This window comes from Paenibacillus germinis (assembly GCF_013141785.1).
Taxonomy (GTDB): domain Bacteria; phylum Bacillota; class Bacilli; order Paenibacillales; family NBRC-103111; genus Paenibacillus_E; species Paenibacillus_E phytorum.
Map to the genome: position 1 here is coordinate 32739 of NZ_WHOC01000088.1, position 18758 is coordinate 51496.

At 46.7% G+C, this 18758-nt stretch carries 19 protein-coding genes and 1 pseudogene; 1 reads left to right on the forward strand and 19 read right to left on the reverse strand.

Features of this window, described 5'->3' with window-relative positions:
* Positions 1-24: 24 nt before the first annotated feature.
* The 5 genes from GC102_RS17660 to spoVT form a co-directional block, all read right to left on the reverse strand.
* Positions 25-288 (reverse strand): RNA-binding S4 domain-containing protein, encoded by a 264-nt coding sequence (locus GC102_RS17660; RefSeq protein ID WP_029197990.1) that lies wholly within the window; start codon positions 286-288, stop codon positions 25-27.
* Entirely contained in the window at positions 288-560 is a 273-nt protein-coding gene (locus tag GC102_RS17665; RefSeq protein WP_029197991.1) for an HU family DNA-binding protein, read from the reverse strand. The genes GC102_RS17660 and GC102_RS17665 overlap by 1 nt, the downstream gene beginning before the upstream one ends.
* 164 nt (positions 561-724) lie before the next feature.
* Complete coding sequence (yabN, locus tag GC102_RS17670; RefSeq protein ID WP_171690719.1) at positions 725-2251, reverse strand: bifunctional methyltransferase/pyrophosphohydrolase YabN; 1527 nt, start codon at positions 2249-2251, stop codon at positions 725-727.
* A 382-nt stretch (positions 2252-2633) separates the two neighbouring features.
* Complete coding sequence (locus GC102_RS17675) at positions 2634-4385, reverse strand: putative polysaccharide biosynthesis protein (protein ID WP_171690720.1); 1752 nt, start codon at positions 4383-4385, stop codon at positions 2634-2636.
* A gap of 132 nt (positions 4386-4517) precedes the next feature.
* Positions 4518-5060 carry a stage V sporulation protein T gene (spoVT, locus tag GC102_RS17680; RefSeq protein ID WP_171690721.1) on the reverse strand — a complete coding sequence of 181 codons (543 nt, stop codon included), beginning with the start codon at positions 5058-5060 and terminating at the stop codon, positions 4518-4520.
* A 56-nt stretch (positions 5061-5116) separates the two neighbouring features.
* Between spoVT and GC102_RS17685 the strand changes: the two genes are divergently transcribed.
* On the forward strand, positions 5117-5287 hold the full coding sequence (locus GC102_RS17685; protein WP_171649126.1) for a hypothetical protein: 171 nt from the start codon (positions 5117-5119) through the stop codon (positions 5285-5287).
* A 134-nt stretch (positions 5288-5421) separates the two neighbouring features.
* Here GC102_RS17685 and GC102_RS17690 read toward each other — a convergent pair whose 3' ends face one another.
* From GC102_RS17690 to yabG, 14 genes and pseudogenes are all read right to left on the reverse strand, one after another.
* Positions 5422-6537, reverse strand: a complete 1116-nt coding sequence (locus GC102_RS17690; protein ID WP_171690722.1) for a peptidylprolyl isomerase — start codon at positions 6535-6537, stop codon at positions 5422-5424.
* On the reverse strand, positions 6524-10045 hold the full coding sequence (gene mfd, locus GC102_RS17695; RefSeq protein WP_171690723.1) for a transcription-repair coupling factor: 3522 nt from the start codon (positions 10043-10045) through the stop codon (positions 6524-6526). Before mfd ends, GC102_RS17690 begins: the two co-directional genes overlap by 14 nt.
* A gap of 74 nt (positions 10046-10119) precedes the next feature.
* On the reverse strand, positions 10120-10347 hold the full coding sequence (gene fin / locus GC102_RS17700) for an anti-sigma-F factor Fin (RefSeq protein ID WP_029197996.1): 228 nt from the start codon (positions 10345-10347) through the stop codon (positions 10120-10122).
* A 131-nt stretch (positions 10348-10478) separates the two neighbouring features.
* Positions 10479-11039, reverse strand: a complete 561-nt coding sequence (pth, locus tag GC102_RS17705; protein ID WP_171649129.1) for an aminoacyl-tRNA hydrolase — start codon at positions 11037-11039, stop codon at positions 10479-10481.
* A 221-nt stretch (positions 11040-11260) separates the two neighbouring features.
* Complete coding sequence (locus tag GC102_RS17710) at positions 11261-11428, reverse strand: hypothetical protein (protein WP_171690724.1); 168 nt, start codon at positions 11426-11428, stop codon at positions 11261-11263.
* A 96-nt stretch (positions 11429-11524) separates the two neighbouring features.
* Positions 11525-12172 carry a 50S ribosomal protein L25 gene (locus tag GC102_RS17715; RefSeq protein WP_171690725.1) on the reverse strand — a complete coding sequence of 216 codons (648 nt, stop codon included), beginning with the start codon at positions 12170-12172 and terminating at the stop codon, positions 11525-11527.
* A 153-nt stretch (positions 12173-12325) separates the two neighbouring features.
* Positions 12326-13729 carry a bifunctional UDP-N-acetylglucosamine diphosphorylase/glucosamine-1-phosphate N-acetyltransferase GlmU gene (glmU, locus tag GC102_RS17720; RefSeq protein WP_281367172.1) on the reverse strand — a complete coding sequence of 468 codons (1404 nt, stop codon included), beginning with the start codon at positions 13727-13729 and terminating at the stop codon, positions 12326-12328.
* 131 nt (positions 13730-13860) lie between these two features.
* Positions 13861-14145 carry a septation regulator SpoVG gene (spoVG, locus tag GC102_RS17725; RefSeq protein ID WP_028557369.1) on the reverse strand — a complete coding sequence of 95 codons (285 nt, stop codon included), beginning with the start codon at positions 14143-14145 and terminating at the stop codon, positions 13861-13863.
* A gap of 118 nt (positions 14146-14263) precedes the next feature.
* The gene (locus GC102_RS17730; RefSeq protein ID WP_171690726.1) at positions 14264-14647 is read right to left on the reverse strand and encodes a RidA family protein; all 384 of its coding nucleotides are present in this window, start codon (positions 14645-14647) and stop codon (positions 14264-14266) included.
* Positions 14648-14651: 4 nt separating this feature from the next.
* Complete coding sequence (gene purR, locus GC102_RS17735) at positions 14652-15488, reverse strand: pur operon repressor (RefSeq protein ID WP_029198001.1); 837 nt, start codon at positions 15486-15488, stop codon at positions 14652-14654.
* 199 nt (positions 15489-15687) lie between these two features.
* Entirely contained in the window at positions 15688-16542 is an 855-nt protein-coding gene (gene ispE / locus GC102_RS17740) for a 4-(cytidine 5'-diphospho)-2-C-methyl-D-erythritol kinase (protein ID WP_171690727.1), read from the reverse strand.
* A 462-nt stretch (positions 16543-17004) separates the two neighbouring features.
* A pseudogene (locus GC102_RS17745) lies at positions 17005-17175 on the reverse strand (small, acid-soluble spore protein, alpha/beta type); the annotation flags it as partial.
* A gap of 105 nt (positions 17176-17280) precedes the next feature.
* Positions 17281-17556 (reverse strand): biofilm formation stimulator Veg, encoded by a 276-nt coding sequence (gene veg, locus GC102_RS17750; protein WP_028557365.1) that lies wholly within the window; start codon positions 17554-17556, stop codon positions 17281-17283.
* Positions 17557-17852: 296 nt separating this feature from the next.
* Positions 17853-18725 carry a sporulation peptidase YabG gene (gene yabG, locus GC102_RS17755; RefSeq protein ID WP_171690728.1) on the reverse strand — a complete coding sequence of 291 codons (873 nt, stop codon included), beginning with the start codon at positions 18723-18725 and terminating at the stop codon, positions 17853-17855.
* Between the last annotated feature and the right edge of the window lie 33 nt (positions 18726-18758).

The window sequence follows — 18758 nt, forward strand, 5'->3', positions numbered from 1 at the left end:
CAGGCTATTTCACAACTTGCCGTGTTATTCGGATTGAAAAGCTTCTTCCTTGAGCAGCGTGTACATCTGAGCAGCGTCTTCCTTGCGGGTCGACTCCGAAAGAACCTCCACTCGAATCGTCACTTTTTTCTGACCGAATTGAATAGAGAGCTCATCTCCGACTTTCACGTGTGTACTCGCTTTGGCATCTCTACCGTTAATCCAGACACGCCCTTGATCGGACACATCCTTCGCCACGGTGCGACGTTTGATGAGACGAGATACTTTGAGAAACTTATCGATACGCATTATTTTACAGCGTCTTTAAGCTTGTTGCCCGCTTTGAAAGCAGGAACGTTGGATTCCGCGATCACGATTGGGTTGCCTGTTTGTGGGTTACGGCCTGTACGACCAGAACGTTTGCGAGTTTCAAATGTTCCGAAACCGATTAATTGAACTTTATCTCCGGATGAAAGAGCGTCCGTTACTTCACCAAGGAATCCGTTAAGTACAACTTCAACGTCTTTCTTAGTAAGTCCGCTTTTTTCTGCAATGTTGTTGATCAAATCTGTTTTGTTCATGTGTTTTCTTTACCTCCCAAAAATGTTTGAAGATCTAGTCTTCTACTATGTAGCTATTTTGCAAAGCTGAGAGACTTTGAAGTTTGTTCAAAGATCCCTATATTATATTTCCATATTCAACCTTACACCAAATCTAGTATTCTGCTTTTTTCGGCAAAATCCTTCTAACTCTGGCCAAGTTTTGCAACTTTTTTTGCTTCCTGCCATAAATTTTCCATCTCTGATAATTCAGTTTGTTCAAAAGAAAGCCCTCTTAAACGTATTTGATCTTCGATATATGAAAATCTTTGAATGAATTTGCGGTTCGTCTGCGCGATCGCCTCTTCCGGATCAACCTTCAGGAATCTAGCGACATTGACGATGGAGAAAAGGACGTCGCCTAGCTCCTCGAGCCGATCTTGAGCCCCTACTTCGGATGGATTAGCAATGGCTTCGCGAAGCTCCGTTAACTCTTCTTCCACCTTATTCAGGACATCTTCCAGCTCTGACCAGTCAAAACCAACTGTCGCTGCCTTTTTCTGAAGCTTCAGCGCCTTCATAAGGCCTGGCAGCTCGCGTGGCACACCGTCAAGTACGGATTGCTTCGTGATATCAATGCCCTTCTTACGCTTCTCCTCCGCCTTCATGGCATTCCAGTTCACAAGAGCTTCGTCAGCATCCTCAGCCTTGTTCTCACCGAATACATGAGGGTGCCGGCGGATGAGTTTCTCGTTCAACGTGGCGATGACATCATAAACGGTGAACGTGCCGATTTCCTCTTCCATCTGCGCATGCAGCATCACTTGTAAGAGCAGATCGCCGAGCTCCTCACACATATGCTCCGGATCGTCTTCGTCTATTGTTTCAAGAACCTCATACGCTTCCTCGATGAGATTCTTGCGCAGGCTGGCATGCGTCTGCTCACGATCCCAAGGGCAGCCTTCCGGGCTGCGTAGGATTTGAACGATTTCATGCAATCGGCCAAAAGTGCGGTAATAAAGCTCATCTTGCTCGCTGCGCGGCACCCAGACGAGAGACAGATTGCCGTAGCCTTTGACATGATCCAACTCATGAAGAGGCACTTCGATAATTTGCTCCACGCCCGTTACACCTAAGGAATGACCGACCACGACACGATAATCATCAGGGTAAGCCTCCATAAGGCTGATCTTAAGATCTGATGCCGTAAGGGTATCATACACTTGTCCAATAACAGTATGAAGCTGCGGATTTAGAGTATAACGGCTCAGACTGGTCGCGTCAAGCAGTTGAAAGCCATCAATCGGGTCAAAACCAAAACGTAGAAACGCTTGATCCAGAAAACTCTCCCCGCCGATGATTTGGAGCGAGATGCCCTCGGATGGACAGCGTTGTTTCAGAAGCTGTACCGTGTACTCCGCCACCATCGGATGGCCTGGCACTGCATAAATAACCTCGGAAGATTGCGTCTTGGCGGATTGGATGAGCGCCTCTGCGATCGATTCGTACACTTGTTCGAAGGTTTGGTGCGCTAGGTAATTCTCGTCAAACGTTTGATAAGGAATCTGGTTCGTATCCAGCATCTGAACCATCGGATGATCTTTCGTGCGCAGGTATAGCACGGCTTGCTCCTTGGCAGCCAGCTGCAGCTTTTTCCAGACACCTAGTGTGAGCTGGTCTTCGTCTCCCGTTCCGAGTCCGAGGACGGTTATTTGCGGGTTGTTTGTTGACATGTAGGAAACACCTCCAGATTGTTGGTTAACTGCTATGTAAAAGGATGGGATTTAAGGATTTGCAAAAGTTCCTTTACTAACCGGCACCAGCCTACGTTTGCTGTAGATAGTCCAGGTTATCCGAGCACAAAACCACTATCCAAAGCTACCACACCTGTTCCCCATCCCGACCGACGTTTGCTGCAGATAGTGCAGATAATCTGAAGAAACAACCCATATCCAGCGAGTTTTGCTGCAAAATGTGCAGCTAATTTAGAGGAAATCAGCTGATTCGGCTGTTTGGATGGAATTTAACTGTAGGAAATGCAGCTAATGAATGGAAACACAGGGTTGCCGTTGATTTTGCTGTAGTTTCTGCTGCTAATTAACCACAAAGGAGCCATTAGCCGCGGTCACGGGGGCCGGCTGATGCCTTAGTCGGCCATAGCTTCACCAGGACCGGCGCCAGCTTCCGGTCCAGCTCTGGCATCAGCTGCAGCTCCTCGCGGCTGATGCTGCCGCTGCGCAGCAGCGCGAGCGTGTAGACGGCTGCGCCGCCGACTACGCAAACCAAGGCGATTGCGCTAGCGCTCAATCGCTCAGGCACGTGCCATGCCGCCGCAGCGGGCATGGCCAGAAGCTGCAACGCTGCGAGGCAGCCGCCCATCAGCCCCACGCCCAGCGCGGGACTGACGGCGTACGGCCGCAGCGCGAAGCGCGCCCCGGTGCAGCGGCGCAGCTGCACCAGATTCAGCCCCGCCGCAGCGGCATAGGCGATCACCGCGCTCAGCGCGGCGCCGTCGATGCCCCAGCGGGGCATCAAAACCACGTTGCCGAGTGCTTTCAGCACGATGGCAACGAGCAAGGCCTTCACCGGCGTGCGGATCGCGCCGGCGCCCTGGAGAACGCTGGCCGAGACAGCGTTCAGCGTACTAAACAAGGCCGTGAAGGCAAGCACGGCCATCGTCCAGCTGGCCTCATCACTTTTGTATAGCATCACGTTAATCGGGACTGCTGCAAAGGCAAGTCCGAACGAGGCTCCGAGCCCAATGAGCCAGGAGAGCCTAATCGCCATCTCAGCCCTAAAGCGAATGAGTTCGTCCTGCCTTCTTGCTTTGGCTTCTGCAAGAGCAGGAACTAGCACGGCGGACATAGAGGAAGCGATCATGACAACGAGCTGGACGAGAGGAAGCCCTCGGTTATAAAGCCCGAACTGCCGCATGGCTTCCCCCTCGCTCCCTTGCGCAGACTCGAGAAGACGCGGCATTGTAAACGTGTCGACAAGCGTGAGCAGAGGAACAACGATAGCACCCAAACAAACAGGAATCGCATAAGCCGTAATGCGTTTCGCCCACTCCCAGGAGGAGAGTTCCTTCGGCGGCAGAATGCCTTCCTTTCGCTTTCCATCACTCAACCCCTGCCCCCGGTCATCTTCACTCACTCCAGACTCCCGCTTCTGTCTCATCGCCTTCCGCCAATAAACATACATCACGGACAGCCCAGCCGCAGCACCTGTCACGGAGCCAAACGTAGCCCCAGCAGCAATCCACTCCTCGTCATAAGCTAAGGCCACCATATAGAGCAGCAGCGCGACCATTGTGATCACCCTTATAAGCTGCTCAATCACTTGTGAAACAGCCGTCGGCACCATATTCTGATACCCTTGGAAATAACCTCGAAGGACAGCAAGCATCGGGGATAGCAGCAGCGCGAAGGATACGCTTCGGATCGCCCTTTCTGTCTGGCTAATTCCAATCCAACTGGCAATCTCGCTTGCTCCGAAGTACAACAGAACAAACACTACAAAACCGGTGCTCATTAATATCGCTGTGGAGACATGGACAATACGCCTAGCCCCTTGATGATCACCATCAATTGCTCGTTCGGCTACGAACTTAGATACAGCTACCGGAAATCCGGCTGTAGCCGCAAACAAAATCAGAATATAGAGCGGATAAACCGCATTATAAATACCAAAAGCCGTATCACCGGCTACATTTTGCAGCGGAATCTTCTGCAGTGTTCCCAATAGTTTAGAGAGAATAGCGGCAGCCCCAAGTAGAGCAGCACCTCTTAACAGCTTGGCACTCTTGTTACTGACATTCCTCTGGAGCTCCTCTTTATAACCTTGATGCCCCTTGTCGGAGTCCCCCATCTTACTTCTCCTCTACCCTGACTTCATGTGTATAGACATATTATAACGAAATCAGTCATGGCAGACAAAAAAAGCTTCGCTTACAGATGCGGGGGCATCTCGGTAAGGAAGCCTTTATGTCTTATTTTTCTTTCATTGTTCCATCTGCTTCGCCAAAAATCCAGCGGCAGTCTCCACCATCTTAACTTCCATATTCCCCATTTTCACATTCTCATCTTTGGAGAGCAAAATGACACATCCAATAGGGTCGCCACCAGCTACAATCGGAGCGGCTACGAAAGAAGAGAATGTTTCACTTGTATCCTTGATAAGCTCAAATTGACCACTGCCGCTTTCAAGAATCGCTTTGCGATTTTCCATACATGATTCAACGATCGATCCAACCGACTTTTCGAAATAGTCCTTTTTGGACCCCCCAGCCATCGCAATAATGTTATCTCGATCTGAGATCAGGGCCACATGATTCGTGCTTTCAAATAACGATTCCGCATATTCTTTGGCAAAATCACCAAGTTCACCGATAGGTGAATACTTCTTAAGAATCACTTCACCATCTCGATCCACGAAAATTTCCAAAGGGTCACCTTCGCGAATGCGTAGTGTGCGTCGTATTTCCTTGGGAATAACAACTCTCCCTAAATCATCTATCCGACGGACAATTCCAGTTGCTTTCATACCTCTAGATGCCTCACTTTCCGCTCAGTAATTAGATACGACAGGAGCATGAAATCTTGTATGCTAGATCGGGATTTGGTGGGAACTCGAATTCTATCCATAGTATTCTTCACTTCCCATTCTTCTATGCAGACGCTTTTCTACGGAATTTACTTTATTTAGCTTTGCATCCTGCTGCGCTTATCATGTCCAAAAATGAGAAAATCTATATCGAAGAAATTCAATGATGAGCGACCGCGCTTAGAGGTAGATTTTATCGCCAATAAGAAAGCTGTTTTCGTGAACCGAAAACTTATACTTGCTTTCTTATGTGGTAACAAATAAAAACAGGATGCCCGTTATTGGACATCCTGGTAAGTTCTTACTTTGCAGCTGGACTTGCAGCTGGACTTGCCGCCGGGCTTGCTGCTGGACTTGCAGCAGGAGCTGGGCTCGCTTCCGGTTTCGGAAGATTGTTAGTTTGAATCAAGTTTGGATATTCTTTTTCTGCAAATTCAGACAGGGATTTCTCCGCAAGCTGAGATTTGATTTGTGTTTTAAGCGTATCATCCAGTGGCTTCGTGCTTCTGGACTCCACTTTCATCACGTGGTAACCGAAAGAGGATTCAACAGGATCACTGATTGTGTTCAAAGGAAGCGTGCTTGCTGCTTGTTTGAATTCAGGCACCCATTGATTGATGTCTGCATCTTTATACGTACCGCCAGCGTCTTTGGAGCCTGGATCATCGGAATATTCTTTCGCAAGTGCTGCGAAATCGCCGCCTTTATCCAGTTTCCCTTTCACTTCTTTGGCTCTTGCCAAAGCTTCTTCTTTGGTGCGCAAATCTTTTTGTGTAGCTGCATCCTTCAAGGAGATCAGAATGTGGCTAACTGTTGCAATATCAAAGGCATGAGTAGCCGCTTGTTCTTTGTAGGCATCCTGAACAGCTTGATCAGTGATTTTACTCTCCATGCTGCCCATAGTGTAGAAGCTCATTTTCATTAATGACTCGATATCCTTAAGCTCGATACCATTGTCTTTCAACTGCTTGTCCATTCCGCCTTCTTGCTTACCGAAGTAATCCGTGATGGCTTTCATTTGCTCCGTCACTTGTTTATCAGCGTCAGCTTTCACTTTATCGTCCACTTTGGCCGATAGAACACGGAAAGTAACCATTTGTTTCAACATATCTTGTTGAAAAGCCGGGTCAGTCATGAATTGCGCCAGCTGCGGTGAGAACATTTTGTTCACACTGATGAAAGAGTTAAACTCGCCGCGCGTAATTTTACCGCCCTCTTTATACGTAGCAATCACGTCACTCGGGTTACCAGTTGCTGCTGCAGTAGCGGAAGGTGAAGTTGAAGGTGAAGCTGTTGCTGCACCTTCCTTTTTGCTTCCACATGCACTTAAGACTGAAAATGCAAGGAGCAATGCTACCATGCTTAAAATCCATTTTTTCGAAAAACGTCGTTGTTCACTAGTATTATTTGGCAACATCCTGTAATTCCCCTTTCGTTTTCAGAACATCCTTATATTGTACCAGAAACTTCTCCACCAATTCGATGGAAGCTTCTGGTTTCATGCCTTTACAACGAATAACGATATGAAGCTGAGGGTCCGCGTTCAACTTGATTCGACCATCGAAGCCTTTGGACAATGCGATAAGCTTCTGTCCTTCCAGCCTGCCATTCTGGTCAATATGAACCTTGATTAAGTAATCATCCCCTTTTTGGCTGATCGTTTCTATCCGGTACTCCGAACCGTATGCTTTCAAACGAGCCACTGTCAGTAAGTTGAACACGGCCTGCGGCAGATCGCCGAAGCGATCAACAAGCTCATCATGCAGATCCGCGGCTTCTTCCAACGTTCGAATGGCGGCCACTTTTTTGTAGATTTCGATTTTTTGCATGCTGTCGTAGATGTAGTCGGATGGTAAGTACGCATCCAATTGTATATCGATGGAAGTATTCCACTCCGGTTCCGGAATGACCGCTTCCCCATCTATTTCTAGTTTCAGCTTTGCAATTTCTTCCGCTAACATTTGAGAGTATAAATCAAATCCGACAGATGCAATGAAACCATGCTGCTCTGCGCCAAGCAAATTACCAGCACCACGAATAGATAAATCCCTCATCGCAATTTTAAAGCCTGATCCAAGTTCTGTAAACTCTTTAATCGCTTGAAGTCGTTTCTCCGCCACTTCCGTGAGCACTTTATCACGCTGATACGTGAAATAGGCATACGCTACGCGATTAGATCGTCCTACACGCCCACGCAGCTGATAGAGCTGGGACAGCCCCATTTTATCCGCATCGTGAACAATCAGTGTGTTAACATTCGGAATATCGACACCCGTCTCGATAATACTGGTGCTTACCAGCACATCGTATTCCCCATCGAGGAAATCAAGGATCGTCTTCTCCAGCTCTTGCTCGCCCATTTGTCCATGTGCCACTGTAACGCGGGCATCCGGAATCATCATGGAGATCTGATCAGCGATTTGAGTGATACCTTGTACACGGTTATATAAATAATACACTTGACCTTCACGCGCTAACTCCCGCTCAATCGCCTCTCTAACAAGCGTTGGTCCGTACTCGACCACATAAGTCTGGACAGGGAAACGATTTTCCGGCGGAGTCTCGATGACCGATAAATCACGAACACCTAACATGGACATGTGTAAAGTTCTCGGAATCGGTGTTGCCGTCAGTGTTAGCACGTCCACATTCGTCTTGAGCCGTTTAAGCTTTTCTTTGTGGGACACGCCAAAACGTTGCTCCTCATCGACTATAAGCAAACCAAGATCTTTGAACTGCACGTCCTGCGACAATAGACGGTGTGTACCAATAACGACGTCAACCGTCCCTTTCTTGACGCCTTTCATAACTTCAGTCTGCTCCTTCTTGGAGCGGAAACGACTTAATACTTTTACATTAAAAGGATAGCCTGAGAACCGTTCACGGAACGTTTCGTAATGCTGCTGAGCCAAAATCGTCGTCGGCACCAAAACAGCAACCTGTTTGCCGTCAATCGCTGCCTTGAAGGCCGCGCGTACCGCAACTTCCGTCTTCCCATAGCCCACGTCGCCGCAAAGCAAACGGTCCATCGGACGTGCTTTCTCCATGTCTCCCTTAATTTCTTCGATCGCGCGAAGCTGATCCCGCGTTTCATCGTAAGGGAACATCGCTTCGAATTCGTTTTGATAGGAGCTGTCTTTACTAAATCCGTAGCCGGTTGCCGCTTGGCGCTCTGCATAGAGCTTGATCAGCTCATCGGCAATATCCTTAACGGATGCCCGCGCCTTGCTCTTCACTCTAGCCCAGTCAGCGCCTCCGAGCTTATAAACCTTCGGTTCCTTCTCTTCGGAACCTACATATTTCTGGATCAAATCAATCTGGTCAATCGGTACAGACAGCTTATCGCCGCCAGCATACATGATGTGGAGGTAATCCTTATGAATACCGCCCACTTCCAAGGTGCCGATCCCAACATACTTCCCGATCCCATGATTCACGTGAACAACATAGTCGCCAACCTTAAGCTCTTGATAGCTTTTGATACGCTCAGCGTTCTCCAGCTTCTTCTCGACCTTACGTGCTTTACGCTGTTTCTGTGTGAATATCTCGCCTTCCGTGATGACAACCAAATGGATCGAAGGCATTTCAAACCCCGTCTGCAGATTCCCATCTACAATTTCGGGGACGTCAATTTGGTAGTCCTGCAGCACCCGCCGAACACGTTCAGCACGGTCCTCTCCGTTTGCCAGCAAAATAACATTGCTTCCATTTTTCTTCCAACGCTCCATCTCCGCTTTGAGGAGATTCATTTGTCCATGAAAGTTTTGCATAACGCGGCAAACGAAGTTTACGATATTTTGTGGTTGAATCCCCGCCACTTGGCGCAGGAATAGCGATACATATAATGTCGGGAAAGGCCTGCGATGCAGCAGAGTTTCATACGATTTGGACAGCACAAAAGCCGGCAAGCTCTTCCCCTCTGTCAGTGCATGCATCATCCACTCTGCCTCGTCGCGTTCTAGCTGCTTTGCTGTCTCCAGCAAACGGGCCGGTTCGTCGATAATCAGCACAGTATCCTTAGGCATGTAGTCCATGAGGGTCTGTCTTTCCGTATATAAAAGCGAAATATATTTATAAATACCAGGAAACGTCTGCCCTTCACGAAGCAGCTCAATATCATGTCCGATGCCTTCAAGTAGCTTGTCTTTGGCTGATCGGTCTGTCATTTTCTCCAGCTGCGCTTGAAGCAGCTCATAGGCATGCTGAGCGGCCGATTGTAAACGCTTTCTATCCGCTTGAATCTCGCGGCAAGGGGGAATCGTTATCGAGTTTAATTTATCAATTGAACGCTGGTCACTTACATCAAAAGTACGAATAGAATCAACATCGACATCGAACAGCTCAATCCGAATGGCATTCTCCGACGTTAGCGGAAATAAATCCAAAATTCCGCCGCGTACGCTCATTTCACCTTTGGTCTCAACCCGCTCCACGCGTTCGTAACCCAAACTGGATAAAGAACCTAGGAGCTCATCCAATTGCACGGTATCCCCTACGTTGACCGTAACGCGGGATTCCTCGAATACTTGCTTGAGTGGAAGCAGTCGACGCACACCAGCAAAAGGAGCAATAACAACCCCACGGAAACCGCCAGCCAACTTGGTGAGAACGTCAATACGCTGCGCTAGCATCTCAGGGCTGGAAGCCGCTTCTTCTGTCGTCAGAAGCTCTTGAGATGGGTAGAGCAGCACTTCATCAGGCGATAGACATTCTAGTAAATCCTCCGCTATTTTCTGAGCGGCGAACATATTGTGAGTAACAATGAACAGCGGGCGCGCTAACTCTCGCGCAAGAGTGGCAATCATCACCTGCCTGGAGGAACCGGTAAGTCCGGCAACGAGCTGCTCTTTCATTTCGGACCTGAGGCCTGTCACGATCGTTTGAAAGTCGCTATCCGTAGAAAAAGCTTGAATTAAAGCTTGCAAACAAGTACACTCCCCTCACAAAAAGAAGCCTCGGCACACTTGCCTCGGCTATTAACTCTTTATCTTCATCAATTTTACTGCAACGGACTTGCCAGCAGGGACAGTTCTGGGTTTGCATCTAATGCCTCACGACAGTAGTCGCAAACGACCCTTACCGTAACATCTCCATTCGTGTTATACGATATTATATCTCTACGCTCATCGGGGGTCAAGAAATGGAAGCCTAACTGCTGCTCCGTGATCGAATTCTGATTAATTTCCCCAACAAAGGTATGACAATGCCTGCAAATATACTTAATCATATATGTATGCCTCCTTCGACTATTCGATTACATCCTAGTATGACCATTCTCCGGAGAAATTAGCCGAATGTGCCATTGTCATTTTCGAATAGTCGACTTGCATACAATGAGTCTGAAGAGAATGGCTTCACTTATTTATTAAACTTTGCCATCGTCTTTTCGAATGACTCACTCAGACTGAACAGCATGGCTTCGCAGGTGAGGTCCAGTACCTCATCTATCGACTTCATCTCGTCTTTGGAAAAATTAGATAAAACATAATCGGCAATATTATAGCCAGGCGCAGGCCTGTTCACACCCACTCGAATTCGGTTGAAGCTTTGCGTCCCAGCATGCTGAATAATGGATTTAATCCCATTGTGACCACCAGGGCTGCCTTGATACCGGAGTCGAATTTGACCGAATGAGGTATCCATATCATCATAAACAATTGTAACGTCTTCCAGTTTTGCTTTATAAAAGTCCAAGAACGCTCGCATGGATTCGCCCGAAAGATTCATATAAGTCATCGGTTTTAGTAAATATACCTTCGTACCATTCACTACCCCTTCACCTAGAAGCCCCTTACCTTTATTTTGAAAAGAAGTAATACCCCATTTGGCAGCAAAACGGTCAATGGCCATGAAACCAACATTGTGTCGATTCATCTCATATTGTTTTCCCGGATTACCCAGACCAATAAAACATTTCATCTTCTTCTAAATCCTCCTAAAGTTAAACTAAAAAATCCTTTGCGGATCCATCATCTAGAGGTTATTGTTTACCTATACAAGGATAAACGACTCCGTTGTCCTTCTGGGACGAGCGCGTTTGTCAAGGTAGATGCGAAGCAAAAGTATAAAACTTATACTTTCTTATCTACAGAAAAATGAACCAACAAATTTAAAGCTGCGGGTGATTCAGTCATATGTATTTAAATGGTCAACAGCTTACAACCGATCTTCATTTTCAAGATCATGCTGAATCCTGTATTCCCGTCCAAGTATACTATCAAAATGTACATAAGGATATAGGCTTCATTGAAATCTACACCTTGTATTTTATCAAAGTAAATAATATATTCTACAACCGGAATACGCATGTTTTTCTTTCGCGTCCCGGATATTAAGCGCTTTCATATCTATTGATAAAGGATACCCTTCACATAGCTGTGAGGGTTCCTTGTCGTTCGTTTGGACTATACCGGCTGTCCTTCAGTCGCAGCCTCGTTCGATGTTTCCGCTTGTCCGACCTTCTCTTCATTATTTGCTGGCTCTTCCTCAGCAGTCTCCTTCTGAGGCGAAAGTACCGTGAGAATCAAATCGTTAGGGTCAGATTTCACTTCAATCCCAGCAGGAACGGAGAGTTGGTTTACTAGTATGTTGTCTCCGAGCCCGACGTTGGAAATGTCTACCTTGATCGAACTTGGTATCTGACTGGGCAGGCATCGAATCTCTAGCTCATGCATCTGAATTTGAACAATGCCGCCTTCTTTGGCCCCTTCTGCTTCACCGATAAATTCCAAGCTGACAATCGTTTTAACAGGCTCATCCATATTAATTTGATGAAAATCGATATGGAGCAGCCGCTCTCGTTTAAGTTTGTCCCGCTGGATTTCATTGATCATCACTGGTTGCTTGCCACTGCCGTCTGGCATATCCAAATCAATAATAGCATGAGGATTTTGGCGCAGCAGCGCTAGTAATTCTTTCTGATCAACCTTAATGACCGCAGAGCCCACCTTTTGGCCATATACAACTGCAGGTATTCTACCTTGGATACGCAGTTGTTTAATATCTGATTTCGTTGTTTCTTTGCGGGATTCCGCTTTTAATGAAAATGCCATAAGAAAAAGAACCTCCTAAGAGTTTTGCTCAGCACCTTGCTTGGATAAGCAATGCTAAGTGGGTAACAGCTAGTTCATAGCCTACCCAACCTCAAGAAGTTCCATCCAAATTCATCCTCACAAAGTGAGATTTACCGTTCCTAGATCGTGAATTTACTCTTTGTTCTGTTTATTTTCTTTCTTAGCTTTAGCTCGCGCTCTAATTTTATCAGCATAGCCAGGCTTGTTGGATTGTCTCTCGCGGGCAATCGCTAGATCGCCATCATCTACGGAATGTGTAATCGTTGAGCCTGCAACAACATAAGCGCCCTTACCGATTTTCACGGGAGCAATCAAATTCACATTACTGCCTACAAAAGCATCATCGCCTATTTCCGTTAAGCTCTTATTGAAACCGTCATAGTTCACGGTAATGGCGCCGCAGCCGATGTTTACATTCGTTCCAACAACCGCATCCCCTACATAGCTTAAGTGAGAAACTTTCGACCCCTCACCTAGCGTCGCGTTCTTAATCTCAACAAAGTCGCCAATTTTCACTTGCTTCCCAATATTAGCGCCGGGTCTCAAATAAGCAAACGGCCCCACACTAGCCTCATTATCTACATAGGCATCCTGAAGGACGGATTGTTTAATCGTAACCTCATCCCTAATAGTCGAGTCGATAATTTCCGTTTGCGGTCCAATTGTACATTGTTCCCCAATAACGGTGCGTCCACGCAAAATAGTACCTGGCAGCAGTACGGTATCCATACCGATGGTAACATCTTTTTCAATATACGTATTAATTGGATCTATAATCGTAACTCCGTTCAGCATGTGCTCACGGTTAATACGCGCCTTGAACAATCGCTCGGCTTCAGCAAGTGCCACACGATCGTTCACACCGATCGACTCTGCGCTGTCAGCCATGCAGTAGCCTTGAACAACTTCTCCAGCGCCTGTCATAATCCCAATGACATCCGTCAAATAGTATTCATTTTGCGTATTATTGTTCGTAACCGACGCTAGGGCCTTGAATAGTTTCTGATTATCGAAAATATAAGTGCCTGTGTTGATCTCTTGAACAGCTGCTTCCTCGCTGCTGCAGTCCTTCTGCTCAACAATCCTTGCTACTCGACCGTCTTCACCGCGAATAATACGTCCATAACCATGCGGTTCATCGAGTTTGGCTGTCAGAATTGTCGCAGACGCTCCAGACAGTTCATGCAGCTCAATGGTGCTCATCAAGGTAGCTTCCGAAATCAGCGGTGTATCGCCGCAAATGACAACAGTCATCCCTTCCTCTTCGCCAAGAGCATCCTTCGCTTGAAGAACAGCATGCCCTGTTCCCAACTGCTGCTCCTGTAAAGCGTACTCCACTCGATCTCCCAGATGTCCCTTTACGGCTTCCGCCCCGAATCCAACAATGACGAGTGTTTTTGTTACTTCTATATGCTGCAGCGTGTCTACAACGTGTTCCACCATTGGCTTACCCACAACCGGATGAAGCACCTTGTATAGCTTCGATTTCATGCGTTTTCCTTGTCCTGCGGCCAATACGATCCCCATAAGTTTCAACTAACATCCAACCCCTTTAATATAAATAGTTACACACTACTATATGTATAATCGATGAGTTCTTCAACCAAATATAGCATCAATACCACCCAAAAGAAAAGAGAGCCCAAGGGCTCTCTCAATAATCTGAATTATGCGCCTTCTTCAATTACCTCTTCTTCTACAGCCGCGCGATCGTATTCAGCCAATACAGCCGCTTGAATTTTCTCACGTGTTGTGGAAGAAATCGGATGAGCGATATCACGGAATTCACCATCCGGTGTTCGTTTGCTTGGCATAGCCACGAACATCCCATTATTACCGTCGATGACACGTATGTCATGAACGACGAACTCGTTATCAATGGTAATGGAAGCAATCGCCTTCATCCTCCCCTCGGAGTTGACCCGGCGGAGTCTTACATCTGTAATTTGCACTTGTGTTCACCACCTTTTTCCATCTCTGAGACTTGGGTGTAATATTCCACATCGTCGTGCAAATTCCTTCTTCTTTTTTTGAAATTTTCGATAATTTTATACAATCTTAATGTTACTGTTAAATTTCGACAGAAATCACAGCAATTAACTCGATTTCGACAAAAACATCGCGGGGTAATCTGGCCACTTCGACAGTGGATCTAGCCGGTTTATGGTCTCCGAAGTACGAACCATAAATTTCATTCAGCTCTGCAAACTGATTCATATCCTTCAAAAAAACCGTCGCTTTCACAACTTGATCAAATGATGAACCTGCTGCTTCAAGCACACCCTTCAAATTCGCGAACACTTGATGGGCCTGTTCCTTGATTCCACCCTCTACAATCTGTCCATCCAAGCCAAGTGGAATTTGTCCAGAAGTAAAGAGAAGGTTACCTAGCTTTACCGCTTGCGAGTAAGGTCCGATAGCAGCAGGTGCTGCCGTTGTTGAAATAAGTTCCATCGTTTTACGAATCTCCTTTTTTACTGTCAAAATAGTTGCCTGGCTCTACCGTGATTTGTTTCGTCTTGGAATCTACGCCGTATAAACGAGCAAGTGATACGTAGTGATCAACCAAATGCTCTTCAACCTCACAAGACTCCATGAATACACCAACCCCTTGAACTGAGGCTTTGAATTCCGCTAACAAATCCATCATGCCGTGGATGGTACCGCCAACATGCATGAAATCATCAATAATAAGCACCTTTGACTCTTCTTTCAAAGCACGCCTTGCGAGTGACATCGTCTGGATCCGCTTGTTGGAACCTGAAACATAGTTGATGCTTACCGCTGAACCTTCCGTTACTCGACTGTCCCTGCGGACAATCACAACAGGCAGATTCATATAAGTTGCCGTCGCATACGCTAGTGGAATGCCTTTCGTTTCTACCGTCATAATCACATCAATATCACGACCAGCGAAAGCGGATGCAAACGTCTTGCCAATTTCATTCAAATATTGGGGCTGCCCCATAATATCTGACATATACAAATAACCGCCTGGAAGAATCCGTTCTGGCTGCTGCAGTTGTAAACAAAGGTTCTGTATAAATTTCAGTGATACTTCCTTAGGCACCTTTGGTGAAAACTTCACACCTCCGGCAGCCCCCGCAAGCGTATTCAGTTCGCCTAGTCCTTCTTCTTCAAAAACTTCCTTGATGATCGCTAAATCTTCACTTATGGAGGATTTAGCAGAGTTGTAACGCTCGGCAAAAGTCGTTAAAGGGATTAACGAATGGGGGCGGAATAACAAATATTGCGTCATTTCCACCAGCCTAGCGCTCCTTTTCAACTTTTTCATCGCACTACCCCCAAAAATCCGAATATTATAATGAAAATATACCATTTTTATACGTATTTATTCAAGCTTCTCATGAAAATTATATTAACATGAACTTGACATCAATCTGACACAGTTTACGGGAATGGATGGAATCATAGTCCACCCTCTATTCAATGAAAAAGAGCCCTTCACGGGCCCTGCAACCGTCCTACTTCATCTACGTCAACATCCTCACTGCGTAAACATCCTTACAGAATCCACGCAGCCCATTATAAATCCGGGGCACCTTCGCTTCTTTGGATACGAGACCGAAAACCGTCGGCCCGCTGCCCGACATCAACACACCATCCGCACCAAGCCTCTGCATGCATTCTTTGAGATGTCTCACCTCGGGATAAAGGTCCAGCGTCACTTCCTCAAGCACATTGCCGAGGCTTCCGCAAAGCTGATCAAACCGCTTCTCTCGAATCGCGTTTAGCACACCTTCAGTCGAAGGATGATGCTTAATCTCCCGAGCATTCAGTTTCCCGTAAATCTCTGATGTGGACACATTGATAGGTGGCTTTGCAAGTACGACCCAGCACTGAGGCGGCGAGACGATAGGTTCTAGCTTCTCTCCACGTCCTCTAGCGACAGCCGTCCCCCCCGTTACACAGAAGGGTACATCCGAGCCAAGTTCCGCTCCAAGCACCTGCAGCTCTTCCATAGGGATGTTTAAGTTCCAAAGCCGATTCAAACCTCTAAGTGTAGCTGCCGCATCGCTGCTGCCCCCTGCTAGACCCGCTGCTACGGGGATCTGCTTGTCCAAATGGATGTACACGCCCTGTTTGACGTCGTAACGATCCTTAATAAGGCGTGCCGCCTGAAAGGCTAAGTTCTTCTCATCGAGCGGAATATACCCCGCCTGACTGGAAATGATGATGGTGTCCCGCGAAAGCTCCTGCATTTCGATCCGATCTGCTAGATCTACCATCGTCATGACCATCTCAACTTCATGGTAACCGTCTGATCTTTTATGTAAAACATCAAGGGATAAATTGATTTTAGCCGGTGCTTTTTCAAAAATCTTCATCAGATCACCTTCTTTTGCTCGTTTGCCGTTAAAATATTATAACAAAAGCGCAAAAAAAAAGCTAAAGCATTCGCTTTAGCTGTAGAAGGGGCGCCGTTCCGCTTGCGTTGCTTGCTGCGATCCAGGAACTATTTGATTTAAAACCGCTGCATTAGGTTGTATTGGATTAGAAGATCTATAGGTATTCACATTGGTCGTATTCGGCGTGTAGGCAGCAGGTGTATAGGAAGATTGCGTTTGCTGCGTTCCACTGTATACGTTCTGATTAAAGCTCGATTGAGGCTGCGAATAGGGTTGTTGGGAAGTTACAGATTGATAGGTCGACTGATTATAATTCGATGGGGTGTAGTTAGACGGATTAGAAGCTTGACTGTAGCTAGTTTGATTGAAGTTAGGTTGACTGTTACTTTGTTGACTGTACGTTGATTGCGTCTGGTTGAATGTAGAAGCCGAAGGGTTATACTGTTTTACCAGCTGTTCCTGAGCAATTTGGATCGCCCGCTTCACCATGTTCCCTGCATCCTTCGTTCGGATGCCCTCCCAGCCCTCACGCTGTACCACATCATAAAACCCTAGATCTTTGGCTAATTCATATTTAAAGCTTTCGGACATGATCCCTCTTCTGCGACTCATAATTGGAACCTCCTTAGAGTTTTGCTATAGTATGCCCAACCGGATGAGGTCCATTCAAATGCAAAAACAGACCCACTGGGTCTGCTCATATAGGAATGCATTAAGCTAATGTTGGATGTAGGTGATACGAACCTGACCATCGTCATTACAAACGGTAACTTCAACGGATTCGGTAAGGATATCGGCGTAGCTGTACGACACTCGTTTGAAGGCGTGGGATTCTTGATCTAATTTCACAATAAACACAGAAGGGTAGGTTTCTTCTAAAACACCAGAACGCTCGACAGTCTTCCGACGGCCACCATTCGCTCTTAACATGATCTTCTGCCCAACGTGGGGCTCCAAACTGCGTTTGATCTCCAACAGCGCATTTTTTGCCATTGTCAACTACCACCTCTTTCCTAGTTAATTATAACCCATTCAGACAGGCATGTCAAACAAGGTCAAATATTATATCAGCACCACATTCCTGTTGTCAACGGCATTTTTGCTGAATTTTCGAAATCCCACTCTTACAGGTTGTCTCCAAAGTTCGCAAATTATTCACACTTTTCCACTAAAAAAAGAACACTTACCCAGTCAGCCCCCTCCAAGGAGTCGAATGACAGGTAAGTGTCGATATTGTAAACCATATGTTTTGTCGGTTCATGTTGTTTTTACGTATATCACAGGAATACTTAATCATGATCTTCCGTATGTTGAATACCCGGAACCCCCATGCGATAGCTGCCTCTCGTCTCCACCCCACCTAATCCATCCAAACCTGTCACCGTCAAGTCAACGATATCAAGCATGGATATGGTATCCTTCACGGAAGTATACGACAGTTTAGCCGCGATACAAAGCGGATCTAAGGCGTGAATGAGGATTCGAGCAGGAGAACTCGCAAAATTAGCTCCAGCCCTCAGTAAGGCCTCAAAATGAGACTGACAAGCACCAGCCACAATAATCATGGAGTCACGATTACGCTCATACTGCCTAGCGATCTGAACAGCATTCACGAAGTTTTGTGAATTCTTATAGCTGGAAAGGTTGCTTGGACCTCCACCCTTGCGCTGCTTAAGTATTCCGTCATGACCGGTAACAACAACAATGTCCGGCTTAATTTGTGGAAGCAGCCTGTGAAGAGCATCCGCCATTTGTGCTTCAGGAATATAAAAGCCCTCCGCAGGCACACGCAATTCCCCATAGATCTGCATACTTTTACGTAAGTAAGTAGGATCGCCATCTAGGTGCAGCACTTTGCCAGGCACTTCGAAGTAGGTTTTATTGGTATTTTGTTTATGGTTTATTGAGAGTTGGTTTTTCTCCTGCAGCTGCACTTGGGATACCGCCAGACGCCGGAGCGATTCCCGAAATTCGGGTGAACTCGATCGCGGATGATCCATGACATCTGTCGGATTTGAAATGGTTAAATCAACTAACGGTGCATCCGCGAGCAGCCTATAATCTACACCTCGCAGGATAGCCTTCAGCTGCTCTATGCGCTCAATCTTAAACATGACGTCTCCGCCATAGGATTTACGGGTAACAAAGTCTCCTTGCCTCATCGCACAAATCCCCTCCTAGGGGTATCCTATGGC

Coding starts and splice junctions, on each gene's coding strand:
- GC102_RS17715 (WP_171690725.1), bottom strand. CDS start 12,172: ATGGCATTTTCATTAAAAGCGGAATCCCGCAAAGAAACAACGAAATCA.
- GC102_RS17660 (WP_029197990.1), bottom strand. CDS start 288: ATGCGTATCGATAAGTTTCTCAAAGTATCTCGTCTCATCAAACGTCGC.
- GC102_RS17690 (WP_171690722.1), bottom strand. CDS start 6,537: ATGTTGCCAAATAATACTAGTGAACAACGACGTTTTTCGAAAAAATGG.
- spoVT (WP_171690721.1), bottom strand. CDS start 5,060: ATGAAAGCAACTGGAATTGTCCGTCGGATAGATGATTTAGGGAGAGTT.
- GC102_RS17675 (WP_171690720.1), bottom strand. CDS start 4,385: ATGGGGGACTCCGACAAGGGGCATCAAGGTTATAAAGAGGAGCTCCAG.
- GC102_RS17730 (WP_171690726.1), bottom strand. CDS start 14,647: ATGGAACTTATTTCAACAACGGCAGCACCTGCTGCTATCGGACCTTAC.
- pth (WP_171649129.1), bottom strand. CDS start 11,039: ATGAAATGTTTTATTGGTCTGGGTAATCCGGGAAAACAATATGAGATG.
- ispE (WP_171690727.1), bottom strand. CDS start 16,542: ATGAAGATTTTTGAAAAAGCACCGGCTAAAATCAATTTATCCCTTGAT.
- yabG (WP_171690728.1), bottom strand. CDS start 18,725: ATGAGGCAAGGAGACTTTGTTACCCGTAAATCCTATGGCGGAGACGTC.
- fin (WP_029197996.1), bottom strand. CDS start 10,347: ATGATTAAGTATATTTGCAGGCATTGTCATACCTTTGTTGGGGAAATT.
- purR (WP_029198001.1), bottom strand. CDS start 15,488: ATGAAAAAGTTGAAAAGGAGCGCTAGGCTGGTGGAAATGACGCAATAT.
- GC102_RS17710 (WP_171690724.1), bottom strand. CDS start 11,428: ATGCGTATTCCGGTTGTAGAATATATTATTTACTTTGATAAAATACAA.
- veg (WP_028557365.1), bottom strand. CDS start 17,556: ATGGCAAAAAATGCGCTGTTGGAGATCAAACGCAGTTTGGAGCCCCAC.
- yabN (WP_171690719.1), bottom strand. CDS start 2,251: ATGTCAACAAACAACCCGCAAATAACCGTCCTCGGACTCGGAACGGGA.
- GC102_RS17665 (WP_029197991.1), bottom strand. CDS start 560: ATGAACAAAACAGATTTGATCAACAACATTGCAGAAAAAAGCGGACTT.